Genomic DNA, 16856 nt, shown 5'->3' on the forward strand with positions numbered 1-16856 from the left:
TTCGACCGCTGTGTCATCGTTTTACCTTTTAATTGCCTGATAAATAACAAAACCATTCGTTTTTGCCAGCACCGTCACTTTGCCAAAAGTTTGCTCCAGCAAGGCCTGATACGCCAGATGTGAATTTGCCACCAGGGTTAAGCTTCCTCCGGTATTTAACCGCGCTTTACTCTGGCTGATAAAAGCTTCACTGATACTATAGTCGGTTTTTATACCTGTATGGAACGGCGGATTACTGACTATATGATCAAAATGCGCAGGTTGGGCCGGTAAGCCATCAGCAGTTACGACTGTACCTTGCAGGCCATTGGCACTTAACGTCAGGCGGGTTGCTTCGGTTGCCAGTGCGCTGACGTCAGAACAATACAGGCTAATCGCTGGCTGACGTTTTTTTAAAAAGGCACCAATGACACCGCAGCCGCAACCAAAATCTAACACACTGCCTTTATTAATGTGCGTCAGGTGTTGCAGTAATAAGGCGGTGCCGGTATCCAGTTTGCCATGGTTAAATACCCCGGCCACAGAGTAAATCTGCAGTTCAGTATTATTAATGCTTAAGGTGTGCTGGCTGAATACGGGTGTGGCTAACGCCTGCAGTGGGCCACTCAGGTAATACCACAGACAGTGTTTGGCATTATCCAGTTTATTCGCCTGCAACCCCAATTTTGTTGCATGACTGTTCAGGCTCTTAATCCCGCCTTTGTTATCGCCCACCAGATATAGCTGGCTGTTACTATGCAGCGCCGGGGCCACGGTGGCCAGAGTTAAGCTTAGTTGCTCTTTGCTTTTTGGGTAGAAGATCACCACAGTATCAAACTGTTGCTGAAATTCTGGCAGCGCACTGAAGAAGCAGTTTGCGGCGGTTTGTTGCCAGGCGTTGGCGACAGCGGCATTGGTGGTGTAGCAGCTTAATGTTGCGCCAGCTGGCAGGTTTGCCAGTAAGCTGCGAGCCAGTTCATCGGCTTCGGGTTCAACAATAAGAATATTGCCGGTTAAATCAGCAATGTTGCGCAGCAGCATCTGGCTGGTGTTAGCTAGCATTAGTTTATCCTTTCAAACATAAGATCCCAGACGCCATGCCCAAGCCGCTGGCCACGTTGCTCAAATTTGGTTAATGGCCGCTGTTCAGGCCGCTCTACATAGTCATTGCTGGCAGACAGATTGCTAAACCCAGGTGCGGCCTGCATCACCTGCAACATATGCTCGGCATAATTCTGCCAGTCGGTTGCCATATGGAACACGCCGCCTATTTGTAGTTTCTGGCGCAGCAGCTGCACAAAATCCGCCTGCACTATCCGCCGCTTATGGTGGCGTTTTTTATGCCAGGGGTCGGGGAAAAACAGTTGTACGGTGCTTAGGCTAGTGTCGGCAATGCTGTCCTTCAACACTTCAACCGCATCATGTTCAAACACCCGCAAGTTGCTCAGTTCCGCCGCTGCTGCATCACCCAAACAGGCTCCGACACCCGGTTTGTGTACTTCAATGCCAATAAAATCCTGCTCGGGGGCATTTTTAGCCATTTCAACTAAGGACTTGCCCATACCAAAGCCAATTTCCAGCACAACGGGGGCACTGCGGCCAAACACCTCAGGCAGATTAAGCGGACTGGCCTGGTAGGCTAAACCGTAAACCGGCCAATGATTATCCAGTGCATTTTGCTGGCCCTTGGTCAGCCGGCCTTCCCGCAACACAAAAGAGCGAATTTTCCGCATATATGGCATCTCACCGGTTTGCTCTGTTTGTTCTGGTTGTTGCTCAGGTTGCTCTGGGGTATTGCTCATTGTTGGCTCCGTCATCTAACTGCGGCGCACATTATGCGGATATTAAGCGACAAGCTCAACTGACGTTTTACGTTGGCTTTATATGTACTGGCTGCTTATACTGCGCTGCTAGTGGCCAACCGGAGATGGGTGTTGCAAAAAGATATTGCTAATTGGTTTTCAGATCAGCTGCTTAGCTGGTATCAGCTGCATGGCCGTAAGACCTTACCCTGGCAAATCAATAAAAGCCCTTATAAAACCTGGCTCAGTGAGGTGATGTTGCAGCAAACTCAGGTTGCTACCGTCATTCCCTATTTTGAGCAGTTTATCCAGCGCTTTCCCGATGTTAAACGTTTAGCGCTAGCACCATTGGATGAAGTACTGCATTTGTGGACAGGCTTGGGTTATTACGCCCGGGCCCGTAATTTACACAAAGCAGCGCAACTCATCGCTACAGAACACGACGGTCAGTTTCCGCTGGAATTTGAGCAGGTTTTGGCATTGCCCGGGATAGGGCGTTCTACCGCTGGTGCCATTTTATCCTTAGCATCTGGCCAGCATTACCCCATTTTAGATGGCAATTGCAAACGGGTGCTTAGCCGTTTTGCTGCTATTGCAGGCTGGCCGGGTAATAAAGCGGTTGAGCAACAGTTATGGCAACTGGCAGAGCAGATTACCCCTGGCGATGGACGCGTAACCGCCTTTAATCAGGCCATGATGGATTTAGGGGCAACCTTGTGCAGCCGCAGTAAACCACGCTGCGTGGATTGCCCGCTCAAGTTACATTGCCGGGCGGCACTGGCTGGCGAGCAGACGGCTTATCCAGGGAAAAAACCAGCGAAAACCATGCCGGAGAAACACAGTTTCTGGTTAATGTTGCAGTATCATGATCAGGTATTGTTGCAGCAGCGCCCGGCTAGTGGTTTATGGGGAGGGCTATATGGCTTTGTTGAGTTTAGTAGTGAACAGCTGCGAGCAGATTATCTGCAGTTGAACCATCTGGCGGTAACCCGCAGTCAAATACAGCCCGCTTTTCGGCATACTTTCAGCCATTTTCATTTATGGATAATGCCGATGTTAGTGCAGATAGACACTAAACCAGGCAGTGTGCAGGAGCAAACTGGCGCACAATGGTTTACAATAGCGCAATTACCGCAGGTGGGATTATCAGCGCCGGCAAAAATCCTGCTACAGCAGCTGCAGGCATTACAGCCGCCGAAATAAGGAGCAAAAGTTAATGAGCAGAACGGTTTTTTGTCAGTATTTGCAACAGGATGCACCGGGATTGGATTTTCAATTATACCCGGGTGAGCTTGGCAACAAGATATTTGCCTCTATCAGTAAAGAAGCCTGGAGCAAATGGCAGGCCAAGCAAATTATGCTGATTAATGAGAAAAAGCTGAATATGATGAACCCTGAGCACCGGCAGTTTCTGGAACAGCAGATGGAAGCTTTTTTGTTTCAGGGCCAGGATGTTGAAATTGAAGGCTATAAGCCACCAGCCAGTTAATTGTTGAGTTAAGCGAATTTTATGGCGCGTCGTCTGCCACCACTAAATGCACTAAAAGCCTTTGAAACAGCGGCCAGGCACCTTAGTTTTACTAAGGCTGCGGAAGAAATGTATGTGACTCAGGCGGCCATTAGTCATCAGATAAAAGCACTGGAAGACCATCTGGGCCTGAAGTTGTTTATGCGCAAAAATCGCTCTTTGTTACTTACCGAAGAGGGCCAGAGTTATTTTCTGGATATTAAAGAGATTTTCCTGCAATTGCATGAAGCAACTGAAAAGCTGTTGGCCCGTGGTGCCAAAGGCTCATTGACGGTAAGTTTGCAGCCCAGTTTTGCCATTCAATGGCTGGTGCCACGTTTAAATCAGTTTAGTGAGCAGCATCCGGATATCGATGTCAGAATTAAAGCCGTTGATTTAGACGAAGGCTCTCTGACTGATGATGTTGATATTGCTATTTATTATGGCCGTGGTAACTGGCGCAACTTGCATGCCGATAAGCTACATACCGAGTACTTGTTACCGGTTTGCTCACCGTTGCTGCTTAACAGTGGCAAGCCGCTGAACGAGCCGACCGATTTAGCCAGACACAACCTACTGCATGATGGCTCGCGCCGTGCCTGGAAAGCCTGGTTTACCAGCCAGGGCTTTAAACAGTTTAATGTTAATCAAGGGCCGATTTTCAGCCATTCTTCGATGGTGCTGCAGGCAGCTATTCATGGCCAGGGCGTGGCATTGGCCCATAATGTGCTGGCGCGCCCTGATATTAACTCTGGCCGCTTAATCGTGCCGTTTAATCATGTATTGATCAGCAAAGATGCCTATTATCTGGTGTGCCGGGAAAGCCAGACCGAGCTGGGTAAAATTACTGCCTTTCGCCAATGGATGGTCGATATGGTTACTGCAGAGCAATTGTTGTTTACTGAGCAGCAATTTACCAATGCCGTTGCCATTGATTAAAGCAAAAGCCCGCTTAATTCTGGCGCATGGTGCGGGTGCGCCCTGCGATAGCCTTTTTATGAATATGTTGGCTCTGGCGCTGGCGCATTATCAAATCGAGGTGCAGCGCTTTAATTTCCCCTATATGCAGCGCAGTATTGAACTTGGCAGCAAAAGGCCGCCTGATAAAATGGCGGTGTTACAACAACATTTTATGGTACAGATTAATCAGGCCGACAGCAGCTTACCGCTATTTATTGGCGGCAAATCGATGGGGGGCCGGGTAGCCAGTATGCTTAACTTGCTGGATGTACCGCAGGTTAAAGCAGTATTTGCCTTTGGTTATCCATTTCATCCACCAGGCAAAAGCCAGTGGCGTACCGCACATTTTGATACACTGCCGTTACCTTTACATATTGTGCAGGGTGAGCGCGACCCTTTTGGCAAACGTGCTGAATTAGCTGAGTTAAACTGGCCGCAGGTTAAAGTACATTGGCTAACGGCAGCAGATCATGATTTTAAACCAACTAAAGCCAGCGGCTTAAACCAACAGCAACTTATTGCGGATGCAGCCGCTTATTGTAGTGGGAAAATTGATGAAATACTTCTGGCCGGCGCTAGAAACTAGAGAAATTTTACATTTCCGCCTTAGCGCCGATAGGTGGACAAATTTTGATTATTGGCTGGTTGATGCTTGTAATAAGCGCCTGGCAAAAGGATGTTAAATGAAACAACTACTATTGTACTGTCGGGCTGGTTTTGAAAAAGAATGTGCGGCGGAAATTCAGGATAAAGCCAGTAGCTATGATGTTTTTGGTTTTTGCAAACTCACTGCGAATTCAGCTTATGTTATTTTTGAAGCTTATGATGCTGACGGGCTGGCTGAGTTTTACCGCGATTATCCGTTTGAACAGTTTATCTTTATTCGCCAGTGGAGCTTGTTGCAGGCTGAATTACTAGAGCTGCCGCCAGCTGATCGTATCGCACCGGTAATAGCAGCAGTGCTGGCTGCTGAGTTGAACGGCTGTGGCGAGCTAAGGGTAGAATATCCTGAAACTAACGACGGTAAAACATTGTCGACGCTGGCACGCAAGCTCACTGTGCCGCTGCGCCAGGCGCTGCGCCAGGCTGGCGTTATGCTGCCCAAAGAGCAAAAGCGGGCACCGGTGCTGCATGTGTTTTTGTTGAGCGGCCAGCAAGGCTATGTTGGCTTGTCATATCCGGAGAACAACAGCCCGCTGGAAAATGGCATTATGCGGCTGAAATTTCCCAATGAAGCACCCAGTCGCAGCACTTTAAAGCTTGAAGAGGCCTTCCTGCAGTTTATTCCAAAACCTGAATGGGACAAACGCCTGGGTGGTGGGTTAAATGCGGTTGATTTAGGTGCGAGCCCAGGTGGTTGGACTTATCAACTGGTAAAGCGCAGCATGATGGTTACGGCTATAGATAATGGCCCTATGGCGGAATCGCTAATGCAAACCGGCCAGGTTAAGCATTTAACTGTCGATGGTTTTAAGTTTGAGCCGCAAAAAAAGAATGTGTATTGGGTTGTCTGCGACATGATTGAGCAGCCACAGCGGGTGGCAGAACGGATGGGAGATTGGCTGATTAATGGCTGGTGTCAGGAAACAATATTTAACTTAAAACTGCCGATGAAAAAACGCTATGAAACCGTAACGGATATATTGGCTCTGCTTGAGCAGCGCCTGCTAGATGCAGATATTAAGTATCGCTTACAAGTTAAGCACCTGTACCATGACCGTGAAGAAGTTACGGTACACGTGCAAAACCGGGTATTAAAGTTCTGATCTTTATTATCAAGTCTAATAACTCAGTGCTGACTATTCAGCGCTGAGTTCAAGCTTCACCCAAACCAGGCGATGATCTGAGCTGGCATCACGGCTGCCTACCAACGGGTAATCGGGGGTGTTTTTTGCCGGCCAGAACACGCCACCTTCTTTAATATTGAAGCCAAAGTCAGACGCCAGTACATAATCTGCCCGCATGCGCCAGCTGGCAGTATGGTATTGCGCGAACTTACGCTCTGGCGTGTGTTCTGCGCCGCCTAAACTGGCAGGGGTAAAGCTGTTATCTATTCTGCGGTGGTTAACCAGAGAGCGGATGGCGCTATGAATGGCATCACCTTCAGCTTCGGCAGAGGCATTTAAATCACCCAGCAATACAAAGCGACGGTTTTCAGCAAGGCCACCGTTATTGCCGTTGTCATCATAAATGTAACCTGCGTTACCTGGATTCAGATAATCAATCCAGAAGCGGATTTCATCGTGGTTGCGAATGCCATTGCGATTTTCCGGGCCATCAAACACCGGTGGCGTTGGATGGCTGGCCAGAAAATGAACTGATGTATTGCCAACGATTACCGGTACATCCCAGTGAGATTTTGACGACAAAGGCATCTGCTGCCAGGCGTCATCGCTATACCATGGGCTGCCATCAGCTTTTTGGGTCGGCATAAAGTCTGGCATATCGCGCCACTTAAAATGTTGAAAAGTTCTGACATTAGCATGATCAATCGGGTACTTAGATAAGATCGCCATACCATACTGGCCTGGATAAAAGCCGTAGCCCCAGGCATCGGCGCCGACACCCGTTGCCTGGCCATCATTGTCCAGATCAAAGGGGCTGGGCTGGCCGGTATTGACAGTTGCATAAAAGAAATAAGGGTAGTCTATCGGCTTACTGCCGTGTTGTGACTGATTCAGATAATTCTTGATAAAGGCTGCAACACCCTGCTTGGGATCTTCGATGTAGTCAAATTCATTTAGCAACAGCACATCTGGCCTTACACGCTGAATGATAGCGGCAATATTTTGCACCTGCGGGTTATTGCCATTAGCCAGAATGCTCGCCAGCACGGTGTTGTCACCGGTTTCACCACTGGGCAGGTAGTTGCTGGCCTCCATGCTTACATTGAAAGTAGCGACTTTAATATCAGTAACTTGTTCGGCCATTGTTACTCCGGATAATAACAGTAAAAAGCCCAAAAAAAGAGAGTCAGACATAAGGGAATAGTTGTATTGATAGCGGGCGTACAGCATAACCAAGCTATTAACGAAACACCAGCGCAGTGCAGATTTATGCAAAAAAATGATATTTTTTAACCAATTTAAGGGGGGATTGTTCGCAACTCTGACCAGCCATGTTACACTTGCGTGACAGGTGGCGTTTGACCAAAGAAGGACTTAAAAGTTCCCGGTTAAATTGCAGTGTAACTAAAATGACATAAAACTTAGTTACACTTACTCCCCAAATTGAAAGCAGCCTTTGTATTTCAAACGGAATTAAAACACAACTATCAACTACCAGGTGAAAACGATATGAAAATAAGACATATAGCGTTGGCAGTAACACTTGCGCTCGGTGTTAGCAACATGGTGTATGCTGATACCTCTTCTGCAATTCGTGGTAATGTTGTTACGGCAACAGGTGAGGTTGCGGCAAATGCACGCGTAGAGATTTTACACGTACCGTCAGGTACCCGCTCCGTGGCAACAACTAACCAAAGTGGTGCTTTTGCCAGCACCGGCTTAAGGGTAGGTGGCCCTTACACTATTACTTTCACCAGCCCTGCAGGTGTAAAAACGTACAACAATATTTTCATTTCGTTAGGCGAGTCGTTTCGTCTGAATGCGGAATTAGAGTCAGTGCAGCAGGTAGAGCGTATCGCTGTTACCGGCACCGCCATTTTAGCCGGCAATACTGGCAGCAGCAGTTACTTTAACGCAGCAGATGTTGCAAACAGCCCGAGCTTTGACCGCGATATCAAAGATATTGTGCGCAATAACCCTTTAGCGGTATTAACGGCTAAAGACGGTGAACTGGTTGTTGCCGGTACTAACCCACGGTTTAACAGCATTAGTATTGATGGCATAGCGCAAAATGATGACTTTGGCTTAAATGCCAATGGCTACCCCACTACCCGTTCACCTATTTCTCTGGAAGCAATTGATCAAATCACTATCGATGTATCGCCATTTAACGCGAAAGACAGTGGCTTCCAGGGTGCAAAAATCAATGCAGTAACCAAGTCTGGTACTAATGATTTTTCTGGCTCATTATTTTATGAAACACAAAGCGACAAATGGGCCGGTACGCCAAAAGAAGGCCGGTTTGAGCGTCCGTTGCAGTTCGATGAAACCACCTGGGGTGCTACAGCAGGTGGTGCAGTTATTAAGGATAAATTGTTCTACTTTGTGTCTTACGAGTTTTATGAAGCTGATACCCCATTAGAATGGGGCCCGGCAGGTGCAGGTGCAGCAAACAGCACGGTAGCCACCTTAGCTGACTATGAAGCCGTTCGTCGTATTGCCCAAAGCGTATACGGTGTTGATGCCGGCAGCTGGGATTTATCACCAATTACCGATGACAAGAAATTATTAGTGAAGCTTGACTGGAATATTAGTCAGGACCACCGTGCTGCAATGACGTATCAGTACAATAAAGGTAACAGAACAGCAAATACTACCGGGCGGGCAGATCGCTTGCGCTTGTCGTCACAGTGGTATAACCGGATTGAAGAGTTAAATAACTATGCGTTTAAACTTTATTCTGACTGGACGCCTGATTTCTCCACCCGGTTAAGCTTAACCTATATTGATAACCCAACAACTCAGGCCTCTTTTGGTGATTACGGTGATGTTACCGTGAATATCGGTGTTGGTAGTAACGCTGTTGGTCTTGGCTCTGATTTTTCCCGCCATTCAAATGATTTAAGAAAAAAATCAACTATTTTAGCTTTTGACGCTGACTATCTGATTGGTGATCACAACTTAAGCTTCGGTTATCAGTTCAAGCGTTTAGATATTTTTAACCTGTTCTTACAAAATACTAAGGGTGCTTATACCTTTGACAGCCTGGAAGATTTTGAGAACAGACAAGCATCACGTTTAATATATCAGAATGCGACATCATTAAACCCTGATGATGCAGCTGCTGAATTTGTGCGTGATGAGCATGCCATTTATGTTCATGATCAATGGTTTATTACTGATGATATTCAAATTGATATGGGCTTGCGTTATGAAATGCTCGCTTCAAGTGACCGCCCTAAGTTTAACCAGCAAGCCAAAGAACGTACCGGTTTTGATAATACTGAAAACCTGGATGGCGTAGGTATTTTACTACCGCGTTTTGGCATTAAATGGGATGTGGACACGGATCTGACTGTGCGTGGCGGTATTGGCCGGTTCTCTGGCGGCCAGCCAACCGTTTGGGTGTCAAACTCCTATTCAAACCCGGGCGTAGGTATTGCGCGTTTTGATGTGCGAAATACTGCGAACAACCCGCTGGCTGCGGCATTAAGTGGTGTTAGTATTGATGATGTACCACAAGCGTTTAAAGATGCTGTGGCTAACTCAACAGTATTTGCCGGCACCAACTTTACAGATCCAAACTTTAAGTTGCCATCAGATTGGCGGGTGCAAATTGCAGCCGATTATCTGATTAATATTCCTTACATTGCTGACAATGTAATGTGGACAACCGAGTATCAATACAAAAAGTCAGAGAATACAGCGTTTTGGATTGACCCAAGCCTAACAGGCAAAGAAGCTGGCACTACCGCCGATGGCCAACGGATTATTTATAATGCCACGCAGCCACGCGATATTATGCTGACCAATGCTGATGCGGAAGGTCGCTCTAAAGTGTTTACTACTATGCTGAGTAAAGCCTGGGATAACGGCATCCGGGTAACAACCTCTTATGCTAATCAGGATATTACCGATGCGCATACCAGTACCAGCTCAACCGCAAGTAGTAACTATGGTTTTAATACCACCATTAACCGTAATGAAGCGGTAGTTGGCCGGTCGGCTTTTGAAACAGAACACCGTTTTGTGGTTAACTTTGGCTATGAGCATGAGTTCTTTGCGGGTTATAAGACAAACGTCAATATGTTTTACGAGCGTCGTTCAGGTAAGCCAATTACGTACTTCTTAAATGGTAACAACGGTAACTTTAACAATAGTACGGGCTTTGGTAACCCTTACGACTTGTTAAGCCCGGGCACTACCTCGAACTCTATGCTGGCGTATATTCCAACAGCGAATGACCCGAACGTGGTGTTTGTATCTGATGCAGCGCGCACCAGCTTTTTTGAAACCATTAATGCACTTGGTTTAGATAAGTATGCTGGTGGTTATGCCCCTCGCGGCGCTAGCACTACGCCATGGGTAACAACGTTAGACCTAAACTTCCGGCAGGAAATTCCAGGTTTAATGGATGGCCATAAAGGTTCTGTGTACTTCACTATTGCAAACTTCCTGAACTTACTGGATAGCTCGCAAGGCAAAGTATACGGCAGTGATTTTGGTACTATTCAGTTGGTTGATTTTACTATTAATCCAGCTACAGGCCAGTATGTTTATGGCAATACTACCTCTAACACTAATAATTACGATAAGTTCTACAACCAATTCTCTACCTGGAGAATGAAATTGGGCGTATCTTACCGTTTCTAAGCATTCAGCTAGAATTAAAAATGCCAGTCAGTTGACTGGCATTTTTTTTAGCTATTTTTATTTCTATCTGCAGCATTATTAGCGATAATCGCCAGCTGTTTTGTTAAAACTAGGCGAGCTTGTGGCTAAAAATACCATTATTGCGATTGCTGGTGCTTCGGCTTCTGGTAAAAGTTTATTCGCATCGACGGTTTATCAGGAGTTGGTGGCTGAGTTAGGTGGTGAGCGGATTGCTATTTTATCTGAAGATGCCTATTACCGCGATCAGAGCCATTTATCTTTTGATCAGCGAATTCTGACCAATTATGATCATCCCTCAGCCTTTGAACACGCTTTACTGGTCGAGCATTTGCAGCGTTTACGTGCTGGCCAGAGTATTGCGATGCCGCAATACAGTTACAAACTGCACACCAGGCTGGACGAAACTATTAAAGTACAGGCCGCTAAAGTAATTTTAGTGGAGGGTATACTGCTACTGAATGATGAAAAGCTGCGCCAGCAGTTTGATATCAGCGTCTTTATGGACACGCCACTTGATATATGTTTACTGCGACGGATAAAACGTGATTTAGAAGACCGTGGCAGAAGCCTGGCCTCGGTAACTGAACAATACGAAACAACAGTGCGGCCTGCTTTTTTTGAATTTATAGCGCCCTCAAAGCAATATGCTGATTTGGTCGTTACCCGGGGCGGTAAAAACCAGATTGCAATTGATATTATAAAAGCAAAAATCCGCCAGTTACTGGCAGAATAAGAATAATCAGGGAATAACATATGATGGGAATAGTGGGCATTTTCGCCCTGTTATTAGTGGCTATTGCGGCATCTGCGCATCGCAGCCGTATCAACTGGCGTACCGTTGGTGGGGCTTTCGCTATTCAGTTAGCGATTGGTGCCTTCGTGTTGTATGTGCCTTTTGGCCAGGAAGTGTTGTACAGCATCTCGCAGGTGGTTGCTAATGTTATCGGTTATGCCAATGCCGGTATTCAGTTCTTATTTGGTGACTTAGGTAACTTTTCGCAGGGCTTTATTTTTGCCATTCATGTATTAACCATTATTATCTTTTTCTCATCGTTAATTGCGGTGTTGTACCATATTGGTTTGATGAGCTGGGTGATCCGCTTAATTGGCGGTGGTTTACAAAAACTGCTGGGTACCAGCCGACCAGAGTCGATGTCAGCCGCGGCCAATATTTTTGTTGGTCAGACCGAAGCGCCCTTAGTGGTTAAGCCGTTTATTCCAACGATGACCCGCTCTGAATTATTCGCAGTAATGGTCGGCGGCCTGGCCTCAGTGGCCGGTTCAGTGCTGGCAGGTTATGCGGGCTTGGGCATTGAGCTAAAGTACCTGATAGCTGCCAGCTTTATGGCCGCGCCGGGTGGTTTTTTAATGGCCAAAATAATACTGCCTGAAACTGAACAGCCCAAAAATGAATTAACTGAAATCAGCACCGAAAAGCCGCACACTAACGTTATTGATGCCGCAGCAGCAGGGGCGTCCAGCGGCATGCAATTGGCACTGAATGTTGGCGCTATGCTGCTGGCTTTTGTTGGCTTAATCGCTCTGGTCAATGGCATTGTTGGTGGTGTCGGCGGTTGGTTTGGCATCGACAACCTGACCCTGCAACTTATTTTTGGCTATGTGTTCCAGCCACTGGCGTTTATTCTGGGCGTATCCTGGGATGAAGCGCGGTTGGCAGGCAGCTTTATTGGACAGAAGCTGGTTATTAATGAATTTGTCGCATACCTCGACTTTGTGCAGGTGAAAGAGCAGTTAAGCGCACATACACAGGTAATAGTTACTATTGCCTTGTGTGGTTTCGCTAACTTTTCGTCAATTGCCATTCTATTAGGTGGCCTGGGCGGTATGGCGCCGGGTCGTCGGGCTGATATTGCGCAGCTGGGTTTAAAAGCCCTGCTTGCAGCGACATTGGCTAATTTAATGAGCGCTGCAATTGCAGGGTTCTTTTTTTCCTTAGGCTAACAAACAGGTCTTTTATATGACACAGCAAGTTCCAACGTTAGATATAAGACGGTTTGCCACCGACAAAGATAACTTTGTTGCCGAAATTGGCAAGGCCTACACTGAGTTTGGATTTTGTGGCATTAGCGGCCACGGTATTTCAGATGAGGTGGTAGCAAATACCTATAATATGATTAAGCAGTTTTTTGCTTTACCGAGTGATGTTAAAGCTAAGTACCATAAGCCCGGACAGGGTGGGGCGCGAGGCTATACTGCAATTGGTGTTGAAAAAGCCAAAGATTCAAACCATCCTGATCTAAAAGAATTCTGGCATGTTGGTCGTGAGCTGACAGGCCCTGCACCACACCCGAGTTTGTATCCGAATATCTGGCCTGCTGAAGTGGCTGGTTTTAAAGAGGCTACTTATACCCTTTTTACTGAACTGGAAAAGCTGGGTAACCGGGTGTTGGAGGCATTAGCGTTGTTTTTAGGCCAGCAGCAAAGTTACTTTGCTGATAAGGTTAATTACGGTAATTCTATATTGCGGCCAATCCACTATCCGCCGATTAAGGACACCTCGACAGAATCTATCCGCGCTGGCCAGCATGAAGATATTAACCTGATTACCTTGTTAGTGGGTTCGAATGAAGCCGGGCTTGAGATACTGCGCCGCGATGGCAGCTGGTTACCGGTTACCACCATTGAAGGCACCATAGTGGTCAATATTGGTGACATGCTGCAACGGTTAACCAACCATGTGTTGCCATCTACTACTCATCGGGTAGTTAACCCGGCTGGGGCAGCGGCAGGTGAGCCACGTTATTCTATTCCATTTTTTATGCATCCGAATCCGGATTATGTTATCGAAACGCTGGAAACCTGTATCAGCGAGCAGCGGCCTAATCGTTACCCTGAGCCCATTAACTCCAACGATTACTTAATGCAGCGTCTGGAAGAAATTGGCTTACTGAAAAAGGCTAAGTAAGCAGCAGCTTGCTCAGCAAATAAGCGAACGAGCAAAAACGAGCAGAATAGTTGCATTCAATAGTTGACTAGTTTTTTTGAATAGCTATACTGCTCGCCATGTTAGGCACCTGGCGCAAAACGCTGGTGTTAGACATGATGCAGATGTGGTGGAATTGGTAGACACGCAAGCTTCAGGTGTTTGTGCCCACAAGGCGTGAGAGTTCGAGTCTCTCCATCTGCACCAAATTAACCGGCTAAGGCCGGTTTTTTGGTTTTTACCATCCCTGGTAAAAACCTGCTGCGCAGGCCAGCTAAAGCTGTCCAAAAACGTTCCTGACGTTTTTGTGTCCCCCCAATTTATCGTTTTAGTTCAATGCGGCGGATAAAGTCTTCGACTAAGATATCGTACAGCTTATTACCCAAGTGCAAGTCTTCTACGCCATCATCAATATTTGGGTTGTCGTTCACCTCTATAACATACACTTTGTCACCATCCTGCTTTACATCTACGCCATATAAACTGTCGCCGATAGGTGCGCAGGCGCGAATGGCTGCATCCAATACATGTGCCGGTACTTCATTAACTGCGCAGGTACTAAAGCCGCCACTTTCAGTTTTAGCTTTACCGTGTTTATAAATCTGCCAGTGGTTACGCGCCATAAAGTATTTGCAGGCAAAAATAGCCTGGCCATTCAATACGCCAATGCGCCAGTCGTATTCAGTAAAGGTGTAACGCTGCGCCAGGATAATGGCACTTTGTTCAAATAGCGTTACCAGGGTAGAACGCAGCTCGGTCAGGGTTTTTACTTTAATCACGCCGCGGGAAAAGCTGCCATCCGGTATTTTCAAAACCAGCGGCAGGCCCAGGCTGTCAGCGGCACGTTCGAGGTTGTCTTCATCCTGTTTAAAGAGCATCAGGCCATCAGGCATTGGCACTTTGTGCTGCTCAAACAGGGTTTGCAGATAAACTTTATTACCACAGCGCAAAATTGAACTGGGATCATCAACCACCGCCAAGCCTTCGCGTTCAGCTTTTTGTGCCATATAAAACGTATGATGATTAACGGCCGTGGTTTCCCGGATAAACAAGCCATCAAATTCAGCTAAACGGTGAATATCCCTTGCGGTAATCTGCTCTACGTCCATTGCTGCTTTCTTGGCTGCCCTGACAAATAGTTCCAGTGACTTTGGGGTACAGGGTGGAAACTTCTCTTTCGGATCGACCAGTACTGCCAGATCGTACTTGAACTTACGGTTAGTTGGCTCTAGCCGCCAGATCTTATGGCTGTATTTTTCTAGGATATTGCCAAACAAGCTTTGCTCGGTTTCCGTCAGCTTGTTAACACTGCCAATTTTCAGCGTTTTTACCTGCCAGGTGATTTTCTTTTGTAGTTCAACCCGCAGTATGGGTACCGGGAAAGCTTCAAACAGGAAAGACGCCACCTTCTTTAAGGCTTTATGCTCGGTCTCTCCAAAATAAATATTAAAGGTTAATTGGCAAGTGGTTTCTTCAGTCAGCGCTTTGTTCAGCTGTTGCAACAATGCCTGTGGCACTTCATCGGCGATATCGGCAATCTCATGACGGTTAAACTTGTTAAACGCCCGCACTGATGGCATTACATGGTGGCCCCGAGCCTCGGCCAGTAAAGAGCAATAGTAGCCACTACCAAGATAATGAGATTGACGGCACAGGTTAATTACCCGTACCCGCTGTTTTTGCTTCGCTGACCATTTCAGGTAAGCAGGCAAACTCATTACCCCGTCATATTGATGAAAGGGAGCCCAATCCTGAGCTTTATCTACTATTATTATCAGTTTCGCCATGTTGCCTCCTGTTAGCGCGCTTAGCCTGACCGATTATGGCATTGAAAGACAGCAAATTATTTTTCAGCATAGCATCAGAATTTCTTACTGGCATTTCAATTGGATAACTGTTGTGATGCACAGGCAAGCTTAGCTAAGTAAGCAAGTTATGGGAAACCAACAGATGACTGAGCAGTTAGTAACATCAGAGAAAATGCATTGCGTAGCGCTGAGATATGCTGCTTTGGCCGATGTGGCCACTTTGCATGTACTTGAGCAGCGCTGTTTTAGCTCTGATCGGCTTAGTGTACGCAGCTTCCGCCGTTTTATTACGGAAAAACGCAGTGATTTAAGTGTGATCGAGGTTGATAATCAGCTTGCCGGCTACTTTTTGCTGATTTACCGGCGCGGCACCAGCCTGGCAAGGTTGTATTCAATAGCAGTAGACCCGGTTTTCAGGCAACGAGGGTTGGCTGAAAAACTGATGGCCGCAGCAGAGCAGCAAGCAGCTGCCCGACACTGTGCTTTATTGCGACTGGAGGTGCGTAAAGATAACAGTGCGGCGATAAAGCTTTATCAAAAGCTGCAATACCATGAATTTGCCATTAAGCATGACTTTTATGAAGACCACTCAGATGCTATTTGTATGCAGAAGCAGGTTATTCAGTTCAACAGTGACTCCGTTACCCGGCAAGTGCCGTACATAGCACAAAGCACCCCCTTTACCTGTGGTCCTGCCAGTTTGTTGATGGCTTTTAACTACTTTAAACCGGGCTTATTTGACCCGTACCAACTGGAGATAGAACTATGGCGGGAAGCGACCACCATTTTTATGACCAGTGGCCATGGCGGTTGCGGCCCAAGGGGGCTGGCACTTGCCGCACACCGCAGAGGTTTTGCGGTGGAGGTGTATCTGAATAACGATGGCCTGCTGTTTGGTGACAGTGTCCGTAGCGAGGCAAAAAAAACCATATTGCAGCGGGTACATGACTCCTTTAAGCAGCAAACTGAGCAACAAGGTATAGTGGTGCACCATGCTGAGCTTAGCCTCAGTGCTATTAAGCATCAGTTACAACAAGGGAAATTGATTATTGCCTTAATCAGTACCTGGCAGTTCGATAAAAGCAAGGCACCACATTGGGTGGTGTTATGCGCTGCTGATGAGCACTTTATCTATATTAATGACCCGGATATTGCTGATATCCCCTGGCTGTCGACCGCAGAGCGGCAATATATTCCTATTGAGTACAAAGTATTTAGTAAGGCTTTCAGTTATGGTAAAAAGCGCCTTAAAGCAGCTATCGTTATCGGAGCAGATTAAAAAGCAGCCGGTTTTGTAGTTATTTTAGTTAAATAGCCTGTTTTATATGCGAACAGTTCGGCAAATCTGTTTTTTACTCAATAATCCCTTGCGCCAATTCTTAAACGCCCTATAAT

Annotated in this window: 14 protein-coding genes and 1 tRNA gene; 11 read left to right on the forward strand and 4 right to left on the reverse strand. The window is 46.7% G+C overall.

Features of this window, described 5'->3' with window-relative positions; translation table 11 throughout:
* Nucleotides 1–21: 21 nt before the first annotated feature.
* Both WG68_RS14480 and trmB read right to left on the reverse strand, forming a co-directional pair.
* Nucleotides 22–1041 (reverse strand): class I SAM-dependent methyltransferase, encoded by a 1020-nt coding sequence (locus WG68_RS14480; protein WP_046558414.1) that lies wholly within the window; start codon nt 1039–1041, stop codon nt 22–24.
* A complete protein-coding gene (gene trmB, locus WG68_RS14485; RefSeq protein WP_083981904.1) occupies nt 1041–1781 on the reverse strand; it encodes a tRNA (guanosine(46)-N7)-methyltransferase TrmB in 741 nt (246 codons plus the stop codon). The genes WG68_RS14480 and trmB overlap by 1 nt, the downstream gene beginning before the upstream one ends.
* A gap of 129 nt (nt 1782–1910) precedes the next feature.
* Here trmB and mutY point away from each other — a divergent pair, with 129 nt between their 5' ends.
* The 5 genes from mutY to rlmM all read left to right on the forward strand — a co-directional run bounded on the left by mutY (nt 1911) and on the right by rlmM (nt 6014).
* The gene (mutY, locus tag WG68_RS14490; RefSeq protein ID WP_152663126.1) at nt 1911–2984 is read left to right on the forward strand and encodes an A/G-specific adenine glycosylase; all 1074 of its coding nucleotides are present in this window, start codon (nt 1911–1913) and stop codon (nt 2982–2984) included.
* A gap of 13 nt (nt 2985–2997) precedes the next feature.
* Complete coding sequence (locus WG68_RS14495; protein WP_046558415.1) at nt 2998–3270, forward strand: oxidative damage protection protein; 273 nt, start codon at nt 2998–3000, stop codon at nt 3268–3270.
* A 21-nt stretch (nt 3271–3291) separates the two neighbouring features.
* Nucleotides 3292–4227, forward strand: a complete 936-nt coding sequence (locus WG68_RS14500) for a transcriptional regulator GcvA (protein ID WP_046558416.1) — start codon at nt 3292–3294, stop codon at nt 4225–4227.
* Nucleotides 4208–4834, forward strand: a complete 627-nt coding sequence (locus tag WG68_RS14505; protein ID WP_046558417.1) for an alpha/beta family hydrolase — start codon at nt 4208–4210, stop codon at nt 4832–4834. The genes WG68_RS14500 and WG68_RS14505 overlap by 20 nt, the downstream gene beginning before the upstream one ends.
* Nucleotides 4835–4931: 97 nt before the next feature.
* A complete protein-coding gene (rlmM, locus tag WG68_RS14510) occupies nt 4932–6014 on the forward strand; it encodes a 23S rRNA (cytidine(2498)-2'-O)-methyltransferase RlmM (protein WP_046558418.1) in 1083 nt (360 codons plus the stop codon).
* A 33-nt stretch (nt 6015–6047) separates the two neighbouring features.
* Here rlmM and WG68_RS14515 read toward each other — a convergent pair whose 3' ends face one another.
* Nucleotides 6048–7178 (reverse strand): endonuclease/exonuclease/phosphatase family protein, encoded by a 1131-nt coding sequence (locus WG68_RS14515; RefSeq protein ID WP_083981905.1) that lies wholly within the window; start codon nt 7176–7178, stop codon nt 6048–6050.
* A 366-nt stretch (nt 7179–7544) separates the two neighbouring features.
* Here WG68_RS14515 and WG68_RS14520 point away from each other — a divergent pair, with 366 nt between their 5' ends.
* The 5 genes from WG68_RS14520 to WG68_RS14540 all read left to right on the forward strand — a co-directional run bounded on the left by WG68_RS14520 (nt 7545) and on the right by WG68_RS14540 (nt 13860).
* The gene (locus WG68_RS14520; protein WP_046558419.1) at nt 7545–10688 is read left to right on the forward strand and encodes a TonB-dependent receptor; all 3144 of its coding nucleotides are present in this window, start codon (nt 7545–7547) and stop codon (nt 10686–10688) included.
* A gap of 121 nt (nt 10689–10809) precedes the next feature.
* Nucleotides 10810–11442, forward strand: coding sequence for a uridine kinase (udk, locus tag WG68_RS14525; protein ID WP_046558448.1), 633 nt, complete (start codon nt 10810–10812; stop codon nt 11440–11442).
* Nucleotides 11443–11462: 20 nt separating this feature from the next.
* Nucleotides 11463–12671 carry a NupC/NupG family nucleoside CNT transporter gene (locus tag WG68_RS14530; protein WP_046558420.1) on the forward strand — a complete coding sequence of 403 codons (1209 nt, stop codon included), beginning with the start codon at nt 11463–11465 and terminating at the stop codon, nt 12669–12671.
* Nucleotides 12672–12687: 16 nt separating this feature from the next.
* Nucleotides 12688–13635 carry an isopenicillin N synthase family dioxygenase gene (locus tag WG68_RS14535; protein WP_046558421.1) on the forward strand — a complete coding sequence of 316 codons (948 nt, stop codon included), beginning with the start codon at nt 12688–12690 and terminating at the stop codon, nt 13633–13635.
* Nucleotides 13636–13774: 139 nt separating this feature from the next.
* Nucleotides 13775–13860: transfer RNA gene (locus WG68_RS14540), tRNA-Leu, on the forward strand.
* Between the two features lie 113 nt (nt 13861–13973).
* Here WG68_RS14540 and WG68_RS14545 read toward each other — a convergent pair.
* Nucleotides 13974–15440, reverse strand: coding sequence for a RimK family protein (locus WG68_RS14545; RefSeq protein ID WP_046558422.1), 1467 nt, complete (start codon nt 15438–15440; stop codon nt 13974–13976).
* Between the two features lie 163 nt (nt 15441–15603).
* Here WG68_RS14545 and WG68_RS14550 point away from each other — a divergent pair, with 163 nt between their 5' ends.
* Nucleotides 15604–16740 carry a GNAT family N-acetyltransferase/peptidase C39 family protein gene (locus WG68_RS14550; protein WP_083981906.1) on the forward strand — a complete coding sequence of 379 codons (1137 nt, stop codon included), beginning with the start codon at nt 15604–15606 and terminating at the stop codon, nt 16738–16740.
* The last annotated feature ends 116 nt before the right edge of the window (nt 16741–16856 follow it).

It is taken from the genome of Arsukibacterium ikkense (assembly GCF_000987775.1).
GTDB classification, from domain to species: Bacteria; Pseudomonadota; Gammaproteobacteria; order Enterobacterales; family Alteromonadaceae; genus Alishewanella; species Alishewanella ikkense.

Excerpts from the sequence above, each read along its gene's own strand:
- WG68_RS14480 (WP_046558414.1), bottom strand. The coding sequence starts at position 1,041 with ATGCTAGCTAACACCAGCCAGATGCTGCTGCGCAACATTGCTGATTTA.
- trmB (WP_083981904.1), bottom strand. The coding sequence starts at position 1,781 with ATGAGCAATACCCCAGAGCAACCTGAGCAACAACCAGAACAAACAGAG.
- WG68_RS14495 (WP_046558415.1), top strand. The coding sequence starts at position 2,998 with ATGAGCAGAACGGTTTTTTGTCAGTATTTGCAACAGGATGCACCGGGA.
- WG68_RS14500 (WP_046558416.1), top strand. The coding sequence starts at position 3,292 with ATGGCGCGTCGTCTGCCACCACTAAATGCACTAAAAGCCTTTGAAACA.
- WG68_RS14505 (WP_046558417.1), top strand. The coding sequence starts at position 4,208 with ATGCCGTTGCCATTGATTAAAGCAAAAGCCCGCTTAATTCTGGCGCAT.
- rlmM (WP_046558418.1), top strand. The coding sequence starts at position 4,932 with ATGAAACAACTACTATTGTACTGTCGGGCTGGTTTTGAAAAAGAATGT.
- WG68_RS14515 (WP_083981905.1), bottom strand. The coding sequence starts at position 7,178 with ATGGCCGAACAAGTTACTGATATTAAAGTCGCTACTTTCAATGTAAGC.
- WG68_RS14520 (WP_046558419.1), top strand. The coding sequence starts at position 7,545 with ATGAAAATAAGACATATAGCGTTGGCAGTAACACTTGCGCTCGGTGTT.
- WG68_RS14530 (WP_046558420.1), top strand. The coding sequence starts at position 11,463 with ATGATGGGAATAGTGGGCATTTTCGCCCTGTTATTAGTGGCTATTGCG.
- WG68_RS14535 (WP_046558421.1), top strand. The coding sequence starts at position 12,688 with ATGACACAGCAAGTTCCAACGTTAGATATAAGACGGTTTGCCACCGAC.
- WG68_RS14545 (WP_046558422.1), bottom strand. The coding sequence starts at position 15,440 with ATGGCGAAACTGATAATAATAGTAGATAAAGCTCAGGATTGGGCTCCC.
- WG68_RS14550 (WP_083981906.1), top strand. The coding sequence starts at position 15,604 with ATGACTGAGCAGTTAGTAACATCAGAGAAAATGCATTGCGTAGCGCTG.